The 20,432-nt window shown below is 42.4% G+C and carries 14 protein-coding genes; all 14 read left to right on the top strand.

The features are described from left to right. Positions 1-453: 453 nt before the first annotated feature. The 14 genes from FKX85_RS15795 to FKX85_RS15735 all read left to right on the top strand — a co-directional run bounded on the left by FKX85_RS15795 (position 454) and on the right by FKX85_RS15735 (position 20,430). The gene (locus FKX85_RS15795; protein WP_141615658.1) at positions 454-1,047 is read left to right on the top strand and encodes a DUF4255 domain-containing protein; all 594 of its coding nucleotides are present in this window, start codon (positions 454-456) and stop codon (positions 1,045-1,047) included. 2 nt (positions 1,048-1,049) lie between these two features. Further along, on the top strand, positions 1,050-1,904 hold the full coding sequence (locus FKX85_RS15790) for a hypothetical protein (protein ID WP_141615657.1): 855 nt from the start codon (positions 1,050-1,052) through the stop codon (positions 1,902-1,904). An 11-nt stretch (positions 1,905-1,915) separates the two neighbouring features. Further along, the gene (locus tag FKX85_RS15785) at positions 1,916-3,886 is read left to right on the top strand and encodes a phage tail sheath family protein (protein WP_141615656.1); all 1,971 of its coding nucleotides are present in this window, start codon (positions 1,916-1,918) and stop codon (positions 3,884-3,886) included. Positions 3,887-4,000: 114 nt separating this feature from the next. Continuing rightward, positions 4,001-4,429, top strand: a complete 429-nt coding sequence (locus FKX85_RS15780) for a phage tail protein (RefSeq protein ID WP_141615655.1) — start codon at positions 4,001-4,003, stop codon at positions 4,427-4,429. A gap of 8 nt (positions 4,430-4,437) precedes the next feature. Beyond that, positions 4,438-4,899, top strand: coding sequence for a phage tail protein (locus FKX85_RS15775; RefSeq protein WP_141615654.1), 462 nt, complete (start codon positions 4,438-4,440; stop codon positions 4,897-4,899). Between the two features lie 2 nt (positions 4,900-4,901). Further along, positions 4,902-5,060, top strand: coding sequence for a DUF5908 family protein (locus FKX85_RS21485; protein WP_168196277.1), 159 nt, complete (start codon positions 4,902-4,904; stop codon positions 5,058-5,060). A 3-nt stretch (positions 5,061-5,063) separates the two neighbouring features. Continuing rightward, positions 5,064-5,753, top strand: a complete 690-nt coding sequence (locus tag FKX85_RS15770) for a CIS tube protein (protein WP_141615653.1) — start codon at positions 5,064-5,066, stop codon at positions 5,751-5,753. Then, positions 5,750-7,498, top strand: coding sequence for a type VI secretion system tip protein VgrG (gene vgrG, locus FKX85_RS15765; RefSeq protein ID WP_141615652.1), 1,749 nt, complete (start codon positions 5,750-5,752; stop codon positions 7,496-7,498). The genes FKX85_RS15770 and vgrG overlap by 4 nt, the downstream gene beginning before the upstream one ends. A gap of 62 nt (positions 7,499-7,560) precedes the next feature. Next, positions 7,561-7,851, top strand: coding sequence for a PAAR domain-containing protein (locus FKX85_RS15760; RefSeq protein ID WP_141615651.1), 291 nt, complete (start codon positions 7,561-7,563; stop codon positions 7,849-7,851). Between the two features lie 5 nt (positions 7,852-7,856). Continuing rightward, positions 7,857-8,273, top strand: a complete 417-nt coding sequence (locus FKX85_RS15755; protein WP_141615650.1) for a GPW/gp25 family protein — start codon at positions 7,857-7,859, stop codon at positions 8,271-8,273. A 61-nt stretch (positions 8,274-8,334) separates the two neighbouring features. Then, a complete protein-coding gene (locus FKX85_RS15750; protein WP_141615649.1) occupies positions 8,335-11,637 on the top strand; it encodes a baseplate J/gp47 family protein in 3,303 nt (1,100 codons plus the stop codon). After that, a complete protein-coding gene (locus FKX85_RS15745) occupies positions 11,625-14,444 on the top strand; it encodes a hypothetical protein (protein ID WP_141615648.1) in 2,820 nt (939 codons plus the stop codon). The genes FKX85_RS15750 and FKX85_RS15745 overlap by 13 nt, the downstream gene beginning before the upstream one ends. Before the next feature lie 11 nt (positions 14,445-14,455). Continuing rightward, positions 14,456-18,757: a PKD domain-containing protein gene (locus tag FKX85_RS15740; protein WP_141615647.1), complete on the top strand. Its 4,302-nt coding sequence runs from the start codon at positions 14,456-14,458 to the stop codon at positions 18,755-18,757. Beyond that, a complete protein-coding gene (locus FKX85_RS15735; protein WP_141615646.1) occupies positions 18,754-20,430 on the top strand; it encodes a contractile injection system tape measure protein in 1,677 nt (558 codons plus the stop codon). The genes FKX85_RS15740 and FKX85_RS15735 overlap by 4 nt, the downstream gene beginning before the upstream one ends. The last annotated feature ends 2 nt before the right edge of the window (positions 20,431-20,432 follow it).

The raw sequence follows: 20,432 nt of genomic DNA, 5'->3' as shown, positions 1-20,432 counted from the left end.
AATTCGATCGGCATGGATTATAGATTTTTTAGAAATGGATAAAATAATTCTGGCTTTTTTTCTCTTAAGGAAACATTACTTGAATTAGGCTAAATTATACTAGCAATTAGAATTTATCAGGTTTGGATTAGAATATTAAGTTTTAAAAAGTGTATTTTTAAATATTTAATTCTATCTAATAATTTTTAACCTAAAATATCTTTTGTTTAGTAGTGTTTTTTACTAATTTTAGTCTATCAAGTACACACACTTCGGGGGAGGAGCATAGCTCTCCCTCGAATTAATATTTGATCGCAGAGCGGCACGAAACTGATCATCTTTTGGACTGTTTTAATTTTTAATTCGGAACATCCATCCATCAGTTTATCGGAATTATCCAAAGTTTGACTTTTCTGACTGTCCTTTCGGACGTGTTGGGCAGTTTGAGATTGTTTTAAATTATTCTTTTACGATATGATTTTTGAAGTACTTAAAATCCTAGCTGGTGAAGTAAACCAGTATTTCAATGAACTTGAAATGGACGACTCCGAAGTCATATTGGAGAACGTGGCCATGATCGATTCTCAGCAGGACGTGGCCGAATCACTCAAGAATAAGTTGATCCTATCAATGGTGAACCTGAGGGAAGAAATTACAATGAAAAATTTCTCCAATCATCAAATAGAAGAGGATATGGTCAATTATAAAAATCCCAAGCTTAACCTTAATTTATTTTTGATATTCTGTGCCAATCGCACTGTTTATAAAAAGTCATTGAGTGACTTATCAAGGATTTTAGAGTTTTTCCAGCATAAAAAAGTCTTTACCCAATCCAACACTTCTTTTGATCGGGAGTTGGATGAGATGAGTGGTATTAAGAATTTCCGGTTCACAATGGAGCTATTTACCCCAACTTTTGAAGAGTTAAACTATATCTGGGGCACATTGGGAGGAAGGCAGTTACCTTCCGTTTTTTACAAATTGAACCTTGTTCAAATCGAAAGGGATTTGCCTATTTCCCAACAGGGCGTCATCACAGAAATCAGCAGAAACTACAAGCAACAATGACCATGAAAGCTACTTCCCTATACAGGCCGGTTTTTAAGCTAAGTATTTACCATAATTACTTTTTGAATGATGGAGAGGTCCAGTTCAGTAATATGACCGATAATGAAAAGGAAAGCCAATTGAAAAACTATAATTGGCAGGATTTCATGAACATCACACCAACTGCCAGAACAAAGGACATGCTCAATGGTCAATTGATGATTTTTAAGTCATTTCCAAACCAGCTATTGGTGGTGGTGAAGGTAAGTCCTGATGATGACCGTACTCCTTACGTATCCCTTGCAGGTGATCAGCAATTGATTTTCAAGCTTTCTATTACAGATCCATTCTTTGATAATTATACAAATCTAGAAAGGGCAGGAGCCTTATTCTATTTTTCCAATAAAGAACTCATGCTTCCCGAAAGCCATAATTTCAATACGATCCATACCTCAAACCAGCAAGCCACCGTCACGAGCAGGTATCTTTTTGATGGTGAAAACAAAGGTCACCTGCTGGAATTTCTGGACAAGGACGAGTCGATCAACACAGATGGCATCCTCCATGTATATATGCAAGGCGACCATACCAATAAAAGCCCCATCATCAACGACGGGAGGATAAAGAATAATTTACCACATTTCAAAATCCATTTTGACAATCAAAAGACCACTTGGAAATACATCCATCTGCGGGATGGTTTTGAGACAGAAACCAAACAGGAATGGCCATTGACCCGCTTTGGGTATATTCCCATGGACAAGCCCTCCGATTTTAAATCTCCGCCTGCAGATTTGGATAAATATAATTTTCCGAATCCCAGCCCTCAGCAAATAAAATTTATAGCTAATAAACCATATTCAGAAATTTTCATTTAAACCTTTTTATCATGGCAACATCATATAAAACACCAGGTGTTTACATAGAGGAAATCACCAAATTTCCACCCTCTGTAGCACAAGTAGAAACAGCAATTCCGGCCTTTATCGGGTATACGGCAAAAGCTAAGGATGGAGAGAAAGATCTCCCCCAAAATGAACCAGTGAAGATTTCTTCCGTTCTTGAATTCACCGAATACTTTGGTGGTGCACCACAAGTTGATGTAGGTACTTTGGAGATCAATGCACAGAATCAAGTCACCGAATTGGCTTTAACAGAAAAATTTCATCTTTATGAATGTATTAGGATGTTTTATGCTAATGGCGGCGGAGATTGCTATGTGGTATCTGTCGGCTCATATCAAGACACCATTCAGAATGGCACTGCAGATGGATCCACGCCAGGTTTTTTGGCAGGTTTGGCGAAGATAAAAAAAGTGGATCGCCCCACTTTATTGGTGATGCCAGACGCCCCGTTAATGAACCAAAGTAATCTAAATTCACTCTATGCCGCTATGCTAGGCCAGTGCAATGACCTTCAGGACAGGTTTTGCATTTTTGACTTAAAAGAGGATACAGTGGATCACGATGAAGCGGTGGAGAATTTTAGAAATGGAATAGGCATGAACTACCTTAAATATGGTGCTGCTTATTCTCCATGGATAAAAGCCAACCTTCCTCGTGTGGTTAAATATAAGGACATAAAAGGAAAAATAACCCAAAATGGTCCCGCTGTCAATCTAGCAGATTTGATAGCAGATGCCGACGCCAAGGAATTGGCCAATAGGCTAGATAATCTTGTGGATGACCACAGCACCATTAAAGGTGCCATAGATGCACTGAAGGGAAGCCATTCTTCTTTTCAGGCAAAATTCGAGGCACTTTCAACTACTCTGAAAAATACGCCTAGCAAAACAAATCTGGAAGCCCTAATCAATTATTACACCGCTAGCATGGATGTGGTCAGGGATACCATCGATATCGGTAGCGGTACGGCCATTACACTGGAAGACAAAAGTGCTCCCGCAGGAGATGATGAATACCTGTTTGATTTTTTGGTTTCAAAATTAAGTACCGCCCTGGACAGTACCGAAAATGAGATTGCCAAAATCAATGGAGACAGCGGTTCACTCAGCTCAGCATTAACGTTGGCTGCTTCGGATACAGGTTTGGATTATACCAGCTCCACATCGACAAATACCTATTTTGGTACCGGAACTTCCAATGTGGAAAGGATCCAGCCCCATGTAGGTGCTATTTCAAAATTATGGAGTAGCATTAAATCTTCCCTGGATCTCATCACCACTTCAGGAGAGAGTTTCACTGCTACCGTCGAAAACTCAGCCAAGGAGGCCATTCCGGCGCTCAAGAGTATTTTTCAACGGATCGCCAATGAATATTTGACCTTGCCTCCAAGTGCAGCAATAGCGGGCGTTTATGCTAGTGTGGATGCTAACAGAGGAGTATGGAAAGCCCCGGCCAATGTATCTATGAATAATGTCGTGGGCGTTACCGAACTGATTGATAATAAGGAGCAAGAAAACCTTAATGTGGACGTCGTGGCAGGGAAGTCCATTAATATTATTAGGCCATTTACGGGTAAAGGTATTATGGTATGGGGAGCCAGGACCCTGGCAGGAAACGATAATGAATGGCGCTATATTTCGGTGAGGCGTTTCTTTATCATGGCAGAGGAATCCATCAAAAAGGCTACCGAGCAGTTTGTTTTTGAGCCGAATGATGGCAATACCTGGGTGAGAGTAAGAGCAATGATCGAAAACTTCCTTACCCTCCAATGGAGAGCAGGGGCATTGGCAGGAGCGAAACCGGAGCATGCATTTTATGTAAGGGTAGGACTGGGACAGACCATGACCAGTTTAGATGTTTTGGAAGGAAGAATGAATGTAGAAATAGGTATGGCCGTAGTAAGACCTGCCGAGTTTATCATTCTCAAATTCTCCCACAAAATGCAAGAGTCTTAGGATGTCAAGATGTCCGTAAAAGCGTGTCGTGTAGATATACTTAAGGACATTCGGCTTCTGACACCAGGCTAATTCAATTATCAAATAATGCAGTAACCAAAAACAACAAAAATCATGAGCTATCCATTATCAAAGTTTCATTTCTCTGTGGAATGGGGAAAAGATAAAATAGGGTTTACTGAAATATCCGGACTGGATATGGAAACCGAGATCATAGAATACCGGGATGGAGCGATGCCGGAATACAGCAAGATCAAAATGCCCGGAATGCAAAAATTCTCAAACATCACCATGAAAAGAGGCACTTTTAAGGGGAACAACAACTACTACGAGTGGTACCAAACGATCAATTTAAACAAGGTAGAGCGACGGGATATCACCATTAGCTTATTAAATGAAGAGCATGAACCGGTGGTGACCTGGAAAGTAAAGAATGCCTGGCCACTCAAAATCCAGTCTACCGATCTAAAGGGAGATGGGAATGAGGTGGCGATAGACTCCATGGAGATTGCCCATGAGGGACTTACTATTCAAAATGATTAGTATAAACCATGGAGACATTCTATCCACCTTCCAGTTTTCACTTTCAAGTTTCCTTTTCACAAAAAGGAGATCAGTTCAGTAAGAAAAAGGATCATGCCTTTCAGTCGGTATCCGGCCTGAGTGTGGATATAGATACAGAGGAATTTGCGGAGGGAGGTGAAAATAGGTTTAAACATAAATTCCCAGTAAAGACCAAGTATCCCAATCTAGTCCTAAAGAGAGGATTATTAGTTGACTCCGAATTGATTTCTTGGTGCAGGGATGCGATTGAGAATTTTGTTTTCCAGCCCTTGGATGTGACTGTTTCTCTGCTAAATGAAGAGCATGAGCCTTTGATCTCTTGGAATATTGTACACGCTTACCCTGTAAAATGGAGTGTGGAAGATTTCAATGCTGAAGAGAGTAAGTTGGCCATTGAATCACTTGAATTGGCCTATAATTATTTTACCAAAATCACAAAAGAAAATTAGTGATGCCCATTGAAATCAAAGAACTGCATATCAAAATCACCGTGGATGAAGGGAAATCACCCACTGGCGGTGGCAAGTCCGGAACGGGAGGACAGCAAGAGATCATATCGCAATGTGTGGAGCAAGTGATGGAAATTTTGGAAAATAAAAAGGAAAGGTAAGCCATGAGTGAAGGAAAACTGGAAAAGCTTAGAATCGTCGCCTACAAGGACACTAAATTCTCTGAAGAAGTGGACAATGGTGAATTTACCACCTTGCTCAATCCTGAAAAATACAAATTTCAGTACCGTGTAGAGCAAAATGAAGATCAGGCGGCAGGGACCAGTGCAGCACCCATCCGCTTCAATAAGATCTTGCCACAGACCTTGGAATTGGATTTTCTCTTTGATCGGACAGGCGTGATCGCTGGCTATGAAGCTACCGAAAACGGGGTAATCGATGATGTGGCGCATTTCAAAAAAGTGGTCTATGAGTACAATGGAGAAAAGCATAAACCCAACTACCTGATGATCACTTGGGGAAGCCTGCTATTCAAGGGCTATCTCAAGGAAATGGACATTGAGTATAAGCTCTTTCGACCAGATGGTACGCCTATAAGAGCACTGGCCACGGCAAAGATCGGGGAGTTTGTCGAGGAAGAACTCCGTACTGCCCAAGAGAACAACCAGTCACCAGACTTAACCCATTATAGAGTGGTCAAGGATGGGGATAAGCTGCCACTCATGACATACAGGATCTATGGAGACAGCAAATACTACCTTGAGGTAGCCAAAGCAAATGGACTGACGAACTTCAGAAAGCTGAAAACAGGTACAGAGCTTAGATTTCCACCACTACAAAAACAGAAGGAATGAACAACAGTGGAACCATATCGACCAGCCAAAGCGTAGATCGAGTGACGCACAAGATCCTGATTGACGGGGAAGAAATCCCAGGCACCATTCAGGTAAAAAACATTCTCGTGTCCAAGGAAATCAACAGAATACCGGTGGCAAAGCTGGTCATCTTGGATGGTGATCCATCTGAACGGGATTTCGCCGTCAGTAACGGTGAGTATTTTGTTCCTGGAAAGGAAATGGAAATTACCGCTGGTTACCATTCTGATGAAGCCACCATTTTTAAAGGCATCATCGTAAAGCAAAACCTGAAAATCCGAAACAACCAGTCCTTACTTATGGTAGAGGCTAAAGACAAAGCGGTGAAAATGACCCTTAGGAGGAAAAGTAAATATTTCTATGAAATGGCTGATGCGGATGTTTTGGAAGCACTTGGGGGCGCCCATGGTTTGGATACTGACATTGGCTCTACAAATACCACTCACGCAGAATTGATCCAATACGATGTGACCGATTGGGATTTTATGATCATGAGGGCACAAGCCAATGGGATGATTGGATTGGTAGACGACGGAAAATTGAAATTTCAATTGCCCGATTTAAGTGCAGAACCCGTGGAGACGGTTACGTTTGGCGCTACCGTTTTAGAGTTTGATGCCGAGATGGATGCACGTACCCAAATACCCACAGTATTGGCAAAAGCTTGGAATATGGCCGATCAGGAGTTATTGGAGATCGAAGGAACCGATCCTTCCTTGTCCTTGAATGGCAATATTTCTTCGGGGGAATTAGCTGCTTTATTGGATGACAGTGAGGTAATACTTCGGCATGGTGGGAACAAGAAAGATACCGCTCTGCAAGACTGGGCGGATGCTAAATGGAAGTTTCAGCAAATGGCCAAGACCAGGGGAAGGATTAAGTTTCAGGGAATACCTAACGTAAAGCCCGGCACCAATTTATTACTGGAAGGGGTAGGGGATCGCTATAACGGCAAGGTTTTTATTTCGGGCATAAGTCATCAAATCGCTGAAGGAAACTGGACGATAGATGCGCAGTTTGGTTTTGATCCATCCTGGTTTTCTGAATCTGAGTCAAACATCCACACTCCGCCTGCAGCGGGGCTAACAGCCGCCATAAGCGGTTTACAAGTAGGGATTGTGACCAAACTGGAAGAAGATCCCGATGGAGAAGATCGTATCAAAGTAAAAATTCCCATCATTAATAACGAAGAGGAAGGCATTTGGTGTCGACAGGCCTGTCTCGATGCAGGCAATGAAAGAGGCGTGACATTCAGGCCAGAACTTGATGATGAAGTGGTAGTGGGGTTTATCAATGAAGATCCGAATGAAGCCGTGATCTTGGGAATGCTCCATAGCAGTGCTAAACCTAGCCCCATTCCAGGCGCTGATGACAACCACGAAAAAGGAATCCATACTCGATCCGGGATCAAGTTTATATTTAATGATGAAAAATCCAGTGTGCTCATCGAAACACCTGGTGGAAACAAAGCTTTGCTGGATGATGATGCCGGGAGTATTACCATTGAAGATCAAAATGGCAATACCGCAGTGATGGACAGCAGTGGTATTACGTTGGAGGCAGCGAAGGATTTCAATATCAAGGCAACTGGAGACCTTAACCTGGAAGGCACCAATGTAAATGTAAAGGCCAATGCCCAGTTCAAAGCAGAAGGCAGCGCAGGAGCAGAAGTAAGCACCAGTGCTGTAGCAGTGCTCAAGGGCTCTTTGGTACAGATCAATTGAGGGGAAGCACGAAGAAAGTGACACATCGAACATTTTATTTCTAACATCTAACAGCTAAAAAAATGGGAATGCCAGCAGCAAGAGCAAACGATATGCATGTCTGCCCAATGGTGACGGGTACAGTTCCCCATGTGGGAGGCCCCATCATGCCCCCCGGTGAGCCTACCGTCTTGATCGGTGGAATGCCGGCTGCGCGTGTGGGCGATATGGCCACGTGTACTGGACCTCCTGACAGTATCGTGATGGGGTCATCCACGGTGTTGATAGGAGGAATGCCGGCAGCGAGACTTGGAGATTCTACGGCCCATGGAGGCAGTATTGTGATAGGCGAACCTACAGTTTTAATCGGATAAAAGTCATGGCAGATAGTAACGAATTTTTAGGAACCGGATGGAGCTTTCCCCCTGAATTTACCAAGGAAAGCGGCCGTTTGAAAACCACCACAGGAGTAGAAGACATCAACCAAAGCCTGGAAATCCTTTTCGGAACCAAGCTTGGTGAGCGAATCATGCAGCCTACTTATGGCTGTAACCTTGATGAGCTATTGTTCAGTTCGATTAACAGGACCTTAAAAACCTATGTCACCGAGCTTATCAAAAATGCCATACTTTACCATGAACCACGGATCGAAACGGAGAAAATCGACATTACACAAGGAGACGAATTAAGGGGAGAATTACTCATTCATCTCCATTACAGGGTCAGGGCCACCAATGCACGAAACAATATGGTCTATCCATTCTATATCGAAGAAGGAACCAATATAAACCGTTAGGACCGGGACTTACATTAAGGGGACAATTGGAACAAAGGCATAACAATATAATCTAAAACCAATGAGCGCAGATTGCAATCATATTGTTAATATTTTGAACAGGGACGGCACAGGCAGGCCTGATTTGGTCTTGGATCATCTGTCTCCTGAAAGTGTAAAACTACAGGATTTTGAACTTGGGGATTGGTATGCTTTTGCACTTAACTTTTCTAAGCACGTTCTTTTTTACACTAAGGAATCAGAGAATAAACCTGCTGGTGATTGGGAAAAATTCTTCGGACACTTTCTGAAAGACACTTCCTGGCTGGACAATTTGGAGGATAGGGAGAAATTGGATCTGCTAAAAGACTCTTTTGACCAATTTTTAGCCGAAAAGGCAGCTACGAAAGACCTTACACCACACCTAACACTCTTTGTTTGCTTTATCAAATTACTGCAAATCAGCCAGGATCGCTTTAATCAACTCACCAAAAGACACCTTGATTTTTACTATCAGGATATACTTCAAATTGAAAAGGAGCCATTAACACCTGATCATGTTTACTTGATATTCGAGCTGGCCAAGAACTTATCTGAAGGGAAACTGGAAAAGAACACTGCTCTGGATGGTGGAAAAGACAGTGCTGGAACCAAAAGGACATACTTGACGATAGAGGAATCCATCATCAATAAAGCCCAAGTCGTGGCACTAAAAAGTGTCTATAATGATATTACGGTAGATAAAGCAGCCATCAAAGAACTTGATACCTCAGATGCAACAGGAACGATAGTAATGGCTCCTATCGCCAATTCCTATGACGGCCAAGGGGCGGATCTTCCAAAGGAAGCTAAAAAGTGGTGGCCCTTTGGATATACCAAAAGCTGCAATGCCTCCACCCAACTGCCAACACTTCCAAACGCCAAATTGGGATTTACCATTGGCAGCCATCTATTAAACCTGGCAGAAGGAAACCGGTGGATTACGGTAACGCTGCTGTTCGAGCATAATATACTAGGAGAGACCATAGACCTTGCACTTTTACAGAAAGCCCTAAAACTGGAATTAACCGGTGAAAAGGGTTGGATAGGTGAGGAAGCGTTCGTGCTTGAAAATGAACCAGCGTTTATCAATACTCCTGTGGGAAATAACAAATTGATCCTTCAAATTAACCTGGATGAATCTGCTTCTCCAGTCATTGCCTATGACGCTGGGATTCACGGTGGAAATTATGCCATTCAAACGCCCTTGCTGAGGGTGATTTTCAGGACAGAAAACAGGGAAGGTTATAACCTTTATCGTTTGCTCAATGAAAACCCTCTACATCAGGTCACTGTCCAAACCGATGTTTTTGGAGTGGAGCATGTGAAAGTTGAAAATGATTTAGGCACTTTAAACCCTTCCAAGCCTTTTTTTCCTTTTGGCCCGAGGGCTTTAAAGGGAGCTAACTTTACCATCCATTATCCCGAAGCAATGTCCAAACCCCTTAAGGACATCAGTTTTAGTATGGATTATCTGAATACACCGGATGATTTTGTGGAACATTATATGGCATATAATTCCCCGGCGATTATTAAAGACATTACAGAAAAATTGGAAAAGGCGGAAGAAGCCAAAACTTCAAAAAATCGTCAAAAAATAGTAAGGGAATTTTATGACAATAAAATCGTCGAAATAAAGGAGACCGATCGATCAAATGTATTGGTTTCATTAAACCAAACGGTCACCAGTGACAACTATTTTAAAGTCAGAAAGTACCCTGACGATGTTTCCGAAACCATTAATTTGTTCCAGAAAAATGGATCCGTATACTCATCTGCTTTTAGTTTTGATAATCCCCAATGGGATACAGGAGAAGATAAAACACTAAAGATCCGTTTGGTCAATTCATTCCTACATGAGAAATACCCACATTATTTCACCTTAGCAACGATCAACGGCAGAGAAGGGATTAATGATGTAGGTGTTCTTCCAAATGAACCATACACGCCATTAGTAGAAAATCTCAGATTGGATTATACGGCCAGTGCTACGATTGACTTTTGGTCGGAAAGTGCTGAGAAAAATATTCACATTATCCATGAAGAGCCCTTTGGTCATTTACAGGTTTTTTCACCAGACCAAGCGAAAGTCCAAAAGGATCTGATGGTGGTTCCGGCATTTTGCAAGGGGGGAGAGCTATATATAGGCATTGAAAATGCAAAAGCCCTTCAGCAAGTCACCTTGCTGTTCCAGTTTCTGGAAGGAAGCGAAAATCCAATTGCCAAAGATATATTCACAGGCAACCAACAAATAAGCTGGCACTATCTGAAAGGTGATCATTGGGAGGAGTTAAAAAGCGATCATGTGCTGCTTAACCAAAGTCCCCGTTTTTTGAAATCAGGAATATTCCGCTTTTCCCTACCTAAAGACGCCTCTAAGGAAAGTACAAAACTTCCCACAGGGCTTCATTGGCTTCGAGCGTCCATGAGGAAGCCCTATGATGTGGTTTGTCAGCTGATTGACATCAAAGCCCAGGCAGTAGAAGCGGTATTTGAAGATAAGGGAAATACAGGAGACCATCTTGCCAAAGGATTGGATGCTGCCACGATCAGCAAGCTGCAGCAACGCCTGAGCAGCATAAAATCAATTAATCAACCATTTTCTTCTTTTGATGGCAGCGACCAGGAAGGAGACGATGCCTATTATCGAAGGATCAGCGAACGACTGAGGCACAAAAAGAGAGCCATTACCTTATGGGATTACGAGCACTTGATTTTGCAGCATTTTCCAAATGTCTATAAAGTAAAATGCCTTAACCATACGTGTGAACAAGCATTTCAATCTCCTGGAAATGTCACCATTATCCTGGTACCGGACACTGTCAAGCAAGCGGTTTTCGACATTTACCAGCCTAGGGTCAGCCAAGCTACCTTAAACGAAGTGGCCACCTTTATCAACGACCTGAACAGTTTTCATGTCCAGGCAAAGATCATCAATCCCAATTATGAAGAAGTAAAAGTGGATACCAAAGTAAAGTTTCATGAGGGATTTGACATAAGTTTCTATCAAACCCAAATGCAGGAAGACCTTAAACGTTTTCTATCTCCTTGGGCGTATGACCAAGCCCTGACCGTGCAGTTTGGCGTGACCTTACATCGCAGCCAATTGATTCATTATTTGGAAGAACTTCCCTATGTAGACTACCTGGAAGCTGTTAAGCTCAAGAAGCGAAATCCCAGCAGTCCTCCTTGCTCACCTACTTTCGAAGAAGTATCGACCAAAGACTATATCCGTCCTCTCAATCCCAAATCGATCTTGGTTTCCGCAAAAAAACATACGATAACACCAATAACGCATACTTGCTCCAGTGAACCCAACCAACCCAATGAGGAATGTCAACATTAAATGAACATATCACGATACCTAGGGACATTAAGTCCAAAGATGACCTTGATTTTGACTTTTTAAGGCAGGAGGGCATACGTCATATCCAGGAATTGGGCAGTAAGCTGTGGACAGATTACAATGTCCATGATCCGGGTATTACAATGCTCGAAGTACTGAGCTATGCCATTACAGATCTTGGCAATCGCATCAACCTTCCCATTGAAGATCTGATGACACGAAAAGACGTGGGATTGGAAGGTCAGTTTTACCAGGTGGCAGAGATACTTCCATCTGCACCGACTTCTGCCAGTGACTACCGTAAACTGATGATAGACATCGAAGGAGTCAAAAATGCGTGGCTAAAAAAAGAAGAAATCACGCTCTATGCTGATCTCAAAAATGAGAAGCTATCCTATGTCCCGATTGCAGACCCCAATGTGAAAACTCACCAAAAGACATCCTTTACCCTAAAAGGACTCTATCGTTTTTTAGTTGAAACTGATAATGCTGACAAGGAATTGCCTGAAGCGCTAAAAACCCAAATCTTTAAAGCATTTCACGCCCATCGAAATCTATGTGAGGAGCTAATTGCGGTAGAAGCTGTAGAAACCGTGCCCATTTCTGTCTGTGCCAATATTGAAGTAATACCAGAAGCCGATGAGGAGCTGATCCATGCGCAAATTACCGTGGCCTTAGAGGATTACTTGGCACCATCACCACGGTTTTATTCCCTTAAGGAGATGATCGATAAAGGATATGGCACAGCAGAGATTTTTGAAGGTCCTGTCTTATCACATGGCTTTCTGGATCCAAAAGAACTGGATGCTTCTAAACTCAGAAGGGAAGTAAGGCTGTCTGATATCATTAATATTATCATGGATATCAAGGGAGTGGAAGTAGTGAAGGATATCACCCTAGGCCACTGTGATGAAAATGATGGCAAAGGAGATACTCCATGGGTTATCTGTGTTCCGGAAAACAAGAAACCAAAGCTATGTTCCAAAACCACACTGAATTTTTTCAAAGGCATCTTACCGGTCAATGTAAATAAAGCACAAGCCAAGGAATACAAGCAGAATATTCTAAAGGCCAGACATGATAAGGATTTACTGGCCGGAAAAGATAAGTTTCCGGAAATCCCAAAAGGTAACTATGGAGCATGGGGCGCCTACAGTAGTATTCAACATGATTTTCCTGAGACATACGGTCTCAGTGACAATGGGCTCCCTCATCAATTGGGTATGCCGAGGAGGGCCCTGGCTAAGCAGTTGAAAGGGTATTTACTGTTTTTTGACCAAATCCTGGCGTCCTATTTCAAGCACCTTGAAAAAGTCAGTGACCTGCTATCGATGGACCAAAGTCCGCGGATGACCTACTTTACCCAAGCCGTGAATGACATTAAGGATGTCAAGGAGCTTTTTAAAGATGATTCAATACTGGAAGACGAAGCGAGACTTTCCAAATCACTGATGGGGATTTTGGATGATCCGATCACAAGGAGAAATGAGCTCATGGATCACCTTATGGCACGTTTCGCGGAGAACTTTGGTAATTATGCCTTTCTTATGAAGCTGCTTTATGGAAAAAGTACCGATGAGATTGTTCTTCAAAATAAGTTGGAATTTTTAAAGGATTATGAAGAGATAAGCAAAAATAGAGGCGATGCATTTAACTATTATGATCAGCCTGCATCTGCTCTTTGGGATACTTTCAATGTGTCTGGCGCACAGAAACGTATTGCGCGTCTCGTGGGTATCAAAGAATACAAACGGAGGAATTTGTCCGATGCTCCTGTGGAAATCTACAAATACACAAACACAGATGGTGAGGAGGTTTATCGGTGGAGAATTAGAAATGAGAGTGGAAACATTCTGCTTTCCTCCACCACCGATTATCCAAGCTATAACAAAGCCGGCCAGGAAATGTATTTCACTATTCTAAAGGTCATCGAAACTGACAAAGAGAAAATACAGCATCTTTTGGATCCTGAGCATAAGCTGTACCAACTTTTTGATACATCCATTCAGGTAGAGGCCTTCCATTTTCACAAAGCCGAGAGTTCGGATAAATACAGTTTTGATGTCATTAATCCTGCCATTGAATCTGAGTCAAGTCCTGATTATATCATAGCGAAGCAGTATCATTATCATAAAGACAAAGAAGCTGCTGTGAAAGCTGTACTGGAATTGATTGATTTCTTGAAATACAAATTTACAGAAGAGGGAATATTTTTGGTAGAGCACATATTGCTGCGCCCAAGTGCGGATGATGCGGAACATTTTGACCAATGGGAAAGCGATGGTAAAACCTTTACGAAGGGAGAATTTCTCCCTTTCTGCTCTGATGATTATGACAGCTGCAAGCTGATCGATCCTTATTCCTTCAGGGTAAGCATCATACTTCCTGGTTTCACTTATCGATTTGCCAATAAAGACTTCAGGAATTATTTGGAAAATGTCATTCGCGAAGAACTTCCCGCCCACATTGTGGCAAAAATCTGCTGGATAGGCTACCGCGAAGGGGAAGAACCAGAGATTCACCAAGAGGATGTAGAAAATCCAGAAGATGCCACCTACAAAGAAAATCAGCTGGTAAGGTTCGAAAAAGCCTACAAGGAATTTTTATATGAATTGACAGACATACACAAACGAAAAGATAATATCACTTCCATGAACAAATATAATGGAACCTTAAATGAGATGATAGCTTCCCTGACCGGACTTCATACCATTTATCCAACAGGTCGACTGTACGATTGTACAGATGAGAATGAAGACTTGGATGGAAAATTAATACTAGGAAAAACGAATTTGGGAACTCTTTAATCAATACCGTCATGGCTAATAAACTAAGTACCTTAACCACACAGTACCGCACCTATAAGGTGGATCAGGTACTGACCCATACGCAACTTAATGAATCCATTGCTTTTTTTGAGGATCAGGATAGGTTGACGCGTGTATTTTTAAATGGGGTCGGCATTGTATGTGGATTTAACGTGAGCCGTCCCTACAGCGGTACCGTAAGGATCACACAGGGAATCGGCGTGACGACAGACGGAGATATGCTCAAGTTGCTCCAGGAATCCAATGATCCTGAGCAACCCGGTCTGGAAATGGTGACAGGGGCTGTTGACTATACTTTTTATCGTGCATTCGAAGACCTCAATGGCAACTATACCAAATTCACCAAAGACGATGACAGCCAGATCTCCTTGTTCGAAATAGTTCCTGAATCAAAAAGTGTAGAGACGGATACACCGCTAGCTGATTTTGAGAACCTGAATGAAAGGATAGTTGTGCTCTATTTGGAGACCTTCTCCAAGGAAGCAGATATGTGCAGTGGAATAGACTGTGACAATCAAGGAGTGGAACAAGTGGCAAGGCTACGGGTCCTTCTCACCGATGAAGAAGGTGCCCAGCGATTGCTCTCAGAAGATAATGTCTACCAAAAGCTAAATGCCAAGAAAATATACAGTCAACTGGCTAAAATCAAACTGAAACGTGTATTGCTTTCTACCTCCAATACCCAAGCTCTCCAAAGGCTGGAAAACAGTTATTACGATTCCATAACAGCCACCGATATCGAGAAATTGGCCGATGGGCTTAACGCCATTGCTGGCCTGCTCGGTGCGAACCTGAAGGTAGATAGCCTCAAGTTTTTTATGGAACAACCCAGCACCAAGTTGGTCAATCCGTTCCAATACCATTACGACTGGCTTCGGGATGTCATTGCAACATATCATGAGCTCATCGAGACCTTGTTTGAACTCAATGCCACATGTCTACCTGACATCACTGCTTTTCCTAAGCATTTGCTGCTTGGATTTGTGGGCAATAATAATCAGGCAGAACAGTATCGGCACCGCTTTTATAAGTCTCCCATCACCGGTGACATTAGCACCACTACAAACATCCAATCCCTCCTGGACCGCCTGAATGTCATGTTGAATGCTTTCCAGACAACGGGATATACCATACAGATCACCCCTTCCAAATTTAGGGGCAAACTAGGGGAAATGGCCATTCCATATTACTATAACCCCAGTAGAAGCCTATTGGATAACTGGAGCTTTGCTAAGCGGCAGCGTGGACAAACCGAGGAAATCCTCCAATATGACCATAAAGAAGAAAATCAAGAAAATGTAAACCTGACCCCACTAGAATATGACTTAACAGAAGTGGACTTTTACCGGATCGAAGGACACCAAGGAAAGATCGCAGACCAAGCGCTGATTGCGCTAAATGATATGGTTCAACGATACAATTTAGACTTCGATGTAAAGATCCTCTCCATAAATGAAGTAATAGAAAACATCCGCATGGAGGATTATAAATGTCAGTTTGAAGACCTTATGGTCCTCCTGGAAGCTTGGAACCAAGAACTGGCCTGTATTGCCGGTAAAATATCCCAGTACTTCACCGACATGAAATTAGGCGATATACTATCAGAAGAACCTGTAGATGAAAAGACAGTGGTCGATGAATCCAAAAGAACAAAGGATACGGTTCGAAGTAAAGAAATCGTAGTATCCCACTCCAGAGAAACGGAGAAGGTCCTAAAGATGATAGAAGAAGGAACAATCAACTACAGGGAAGCGGCAAAATACTATCCTGAGCTCTTCAGCGGAACCGATTCCCGCAAGACAGATAGTAAGAAGGATTATTGGAACAGTATTTCGAAAAATGTCGTGGCAGAAGAAGGGAAATTTGGAATGGTGGTCGAAAAAGTACTGAAAGATAACGAGGACCGCATCCTCACATCAGACCAATTTAAGGTACAGGCCCAAAAAGAAGCAGAACATTACATTGGCGACATTGAACTAACAGATGCGGTGAGGAAAGCGATTGTGGACAAGCCAATCGACATTATCGCCAGTACGATCGCTATTGGAACTAAAATTCCCGAAAGGCTCAGTGAATTGGAGGACAATTATCTAAAAGATTATGGTGAATCGATCGATCGTCTGTGCAATGAACTAAAGGAATTTCGGCGAGGCGTGAAGAAACTATCGATAAGAGAACAGTACAAGACAGAGTTTCAGGCACAAGCTATATTTTTCTCTTCTATTTGCTGTGCAGATAAAAAGCTGGAAGTACTACGGAAAGAAATAGATGTCAGAAAAAAGAATATTTTGGAGGAATTACAGCTCCACAAATTTGTAGAACATCATCCGGGACTTGACCATAGGGCAGGAGTGAGCAAAGGCGGAACCTTTGTGATGGTTTATTATTCCAGCCCTTCAAGCAACAAATCAAATGCCCCAGAAGCAATCGAGGATGTAGCAAAGGCCAGTTCAAAAGACCTGGAAGAGCGCAAGAGGCTTGCGTTGTTAAAAGCAATGGAGGAGGAAAAGGAGCGGTCAGTTCGTTCAGGAGATTTTGTGAAATATGACGCCCTATTGGCAGAAATGATCAAGGCCGGAGAAGTTTCCAAGGAATCCTTTATGGATCGGACAAGACTTGTGAAAGGATATAGAAAAGACTACAAGAGCACGTTGAAGGACAAGACAGTCGTAGCGGATTTTATGCTTCCTTACCGCTGCTGTTCAGACTGTAACCCCATCAATTTTATCGTGCCAAGACCAGTTGTGTTTCTTAATCTTAGCACAGAAACATATTGTTTGGGCTTGGAGCAGGATCCAATTTCGTTCGAGGTGGTACCAAAAGATGCTACTGTAAAGGTGGAAGAAGAAGTACCTGGGGTGGTGATCTCTGGACAGTTTATCAGCATCGATCCAGAAGCATTCGAAGCTGACATGATCGGAAAACCCATAAGCTTTACGGTCAATGGTGAACCGACGGACTCCCGGCTTATCGTGCACGAAGCGCCGCTATTTACCATCAAATTGCCTGAGCAGCCAGCAATAAGCGGCCTAGAGGTTAAGTTCGAACCGTCACAAGCTTTTGATGGGGCGACTTACGAATGGGATTTTGGGGATGACAATGGCTCGTCGGATCAAGCTCCTAGTCATACCTACGATTTACCCGAAGAGGTTAAATCCGTAACGGTTTCACTAACGGTCACTCCCGAAAATGGCACATGTCCACGCACTGTGACGGAAGAACTTGAAATTGGCCATATTATTATCGATGACACTGTTGATTTGGCCCTCGAACCCAATGAATTCTGCCGTGGCAGGGAAAGTACACCAGTTCCCTTTGACGTGGTACCGGAGGATGGAAGAGTAGAAGGTACCGGTGTTACGACCAGTCAGGAAGGGAAGTTTGTGTTTGCCCCCAATACAGTACCGCAAAGTCAACTGGGAAAAGACATCACTGATTTTACCGTAAATGGCCAAGCGGTGGATTTGGTGGTCAGGGTTTACCAAAAACCTACTTTGCTTATCGATACAAAAACTGAAGATCACGGTCCTAATGAAGGAAAAACGCTAACCTTCACCATTACCAATCCACCCAATTCAGCCAAAGAATACCAATGGATCATTGATGGTCAGGAACAGGAATCCACCAATAAACCCAGCTATAGTCAGACGTTCCAGCCAGGTATATCATCTATAAGGATAAGTGTGAAGGCCAATCTCGACAATATATGCGAGGTCGCTTCTTCTGATGAAATTACGGTGACGCTAGAGGAAAACTGCCTATCCCTTGGTAAAGCAAATGTCGAAGCAATGAACCGTAAGCATCATGAATTTATCGAGTCGGAACAGTTTAAGGAAATGGGCCGTTGGGGTCAGGATACCATGAAGGAGGCAGTCGAAGTGATGAATTCAATCACCGGAGAAATTGATGAATTCCAAAAAGGAAATGCTAATAGTAGCTTGCAGGGAATTTTCGATAAGCAGTTTACCAATTTGGTTTCTTACCTCCGTGAAATGCACCGTGGAGATGGGGCAATTGATGTCCCAATGAAGGATTTATATAGAGATTACGTTCGTCTGTTCTATTTGGTATTGAAATGTCAGGAGCCAAGCATCCTGGAGGAATCAGTAAAGGTTTTACAGGAAACAGCTGATAAAATCACCAATGATTTCAATTTACTGGCAGAAAGCAAGGTTAACTGGGATCCCAAAAATACCATGCTATCCTTTTATGAAGAGATCTCATCGTCCTTTGAAAAAGTGGTTTTCCTTTTGGAAGCAATACGGGAACAAGCAAATATCCTTAGCCAGTGAGCACGCTGACCAACCATATTGTTCATAAAGTACTGGTACAGCTCAATATTGACGATCAGCAAACAGCGCTTGGTATTAAAAATCAAATCGCAGTATTTGTCCAAAAAGAGCTATTTCCACTACTGGAGGAATACTTTAATGAACTGGAGCAACAATTCCAGGGAAATCATTTGCAGCTTCCAGCGCTCACTATCCAGCTTCATACCACCAAACGGATATTTGATTCCTTAGGACGGTCCACCAATATGCTGGCTGTAGATCATCTTCTGAACCAATTTCGGCAGCAGGTAGAGCAGCAACTACAGCAATGGAACAGAGAAATCCTGTCCAGTCCAGTCACCAAGGATAGCATGGTCAATCGAGCTCGTTCGCTAAATGCATTGGACGGTAGGAAGAAGCCATCTGAAGATGCTCCCTCAAACATGACTCCGAGTCAACGGACGGTGGAATCGATCATCTATATATTGGAACACGGTCACAGGCCATGGTGGCTAAGGGAGAATGAAAAAGTGTTGTTTTTTTCTGACTGGAATACAATGGATGGTTCTTTAAAAGAGAGCATTAAAAAACCTAAACTTCAAGTTTTCCTTAGAGGCATCGTCCATCAACCCATTATCCTTAAACGGCTAATTTACCAGTTTTCTAATCATCAATTGGAAAAAATATACCATGAATTGATTAATTACAACAGTGAATTAACTTTTGTTCAATTTTATAAAACTTTAGTCAATAGCTTTTCATCAAGTAAGTTTAGGATGGCGTTTTGGCAAATGGTATTCGGAGCGCTATCGAAGACCTATTTTGACAAAAATTATATAGACGATGCACAGCATCTTTGGAAGATAGGCATGGAGGAACATCCAAAAAGTCATGAGATGATTTTCCGCATCATAGACCAAATCGTACTTACAGCGAGTCAGTTTCACCATCAGGAAAGCTGGAGTAACCCAAGAACCTTTAGCCAATTTAAATCAAATTACAACAGTTTAAAGCTTAAAAAAAACAATTCAATTGATAAATCGACAACTGAAACTAACAAAAAGGACTTGATAAATCAGTTAGGTCAGCTTTGGGAGACCAAGGATAACATTACGGTGAGGGAGAGGCTTAGCGAAGAAAAGAGGCAAGAGGAAGAGCCCGCTCCTTCTACTCCCGAAACAGATGAGGCCAGGCTTTCCGAAGGAATCCATGTAGATCAGGCGGGTTTGGTGCTCTTACATCCATTCATCTGTCAATTGTTTCAATCCACCAATCTATTGGATCAGGATAAAAATATACAAAACAAAACCCAGGCAGTACACCTATTGCATTACTTAGCGACCAAACAGGAGAATGCCTTTGAACAGGAAATGGTATTTGAAAAGTACTGCTGTAATGTAGGACTGGAGACTTCTCTGGAAAGGGAGGTTTCCTTATCCCAAAAGATGAAAGGTGCCGCAGAAGAATTGTTGGAAGCGGCGATAGGACATTGGACAGCTTTAAAAAACACACAGGGGAATACCCTGAGAGCGGAATACCTTAATAGGAAAGGAAAATTGGTCACACAAGGAAACTACCATAAGTTGATCATTGAACGCAAAACGCAGGATATCCTCTTGGATCGGTTGCCTTGGAATATCGGACTGGTAAAGTTCCCGTGGAAAAAGCAATTGCTCTTTGTGGAGTGGGCATAAGC

The sequence above is a fragment of the Echinicola soli genome, assembly GCF_006575665.1.
Taxonomy (GTDB): domain Bacteria; phylum Bacteroidota; class Bacteroidia; order Cytophagales; family Cyclobacteriaceae; genus Echinicola; species Echinicola soli.
This window is presented reverse-complemented; position numbering and strand designations above follow the sequence as displayed.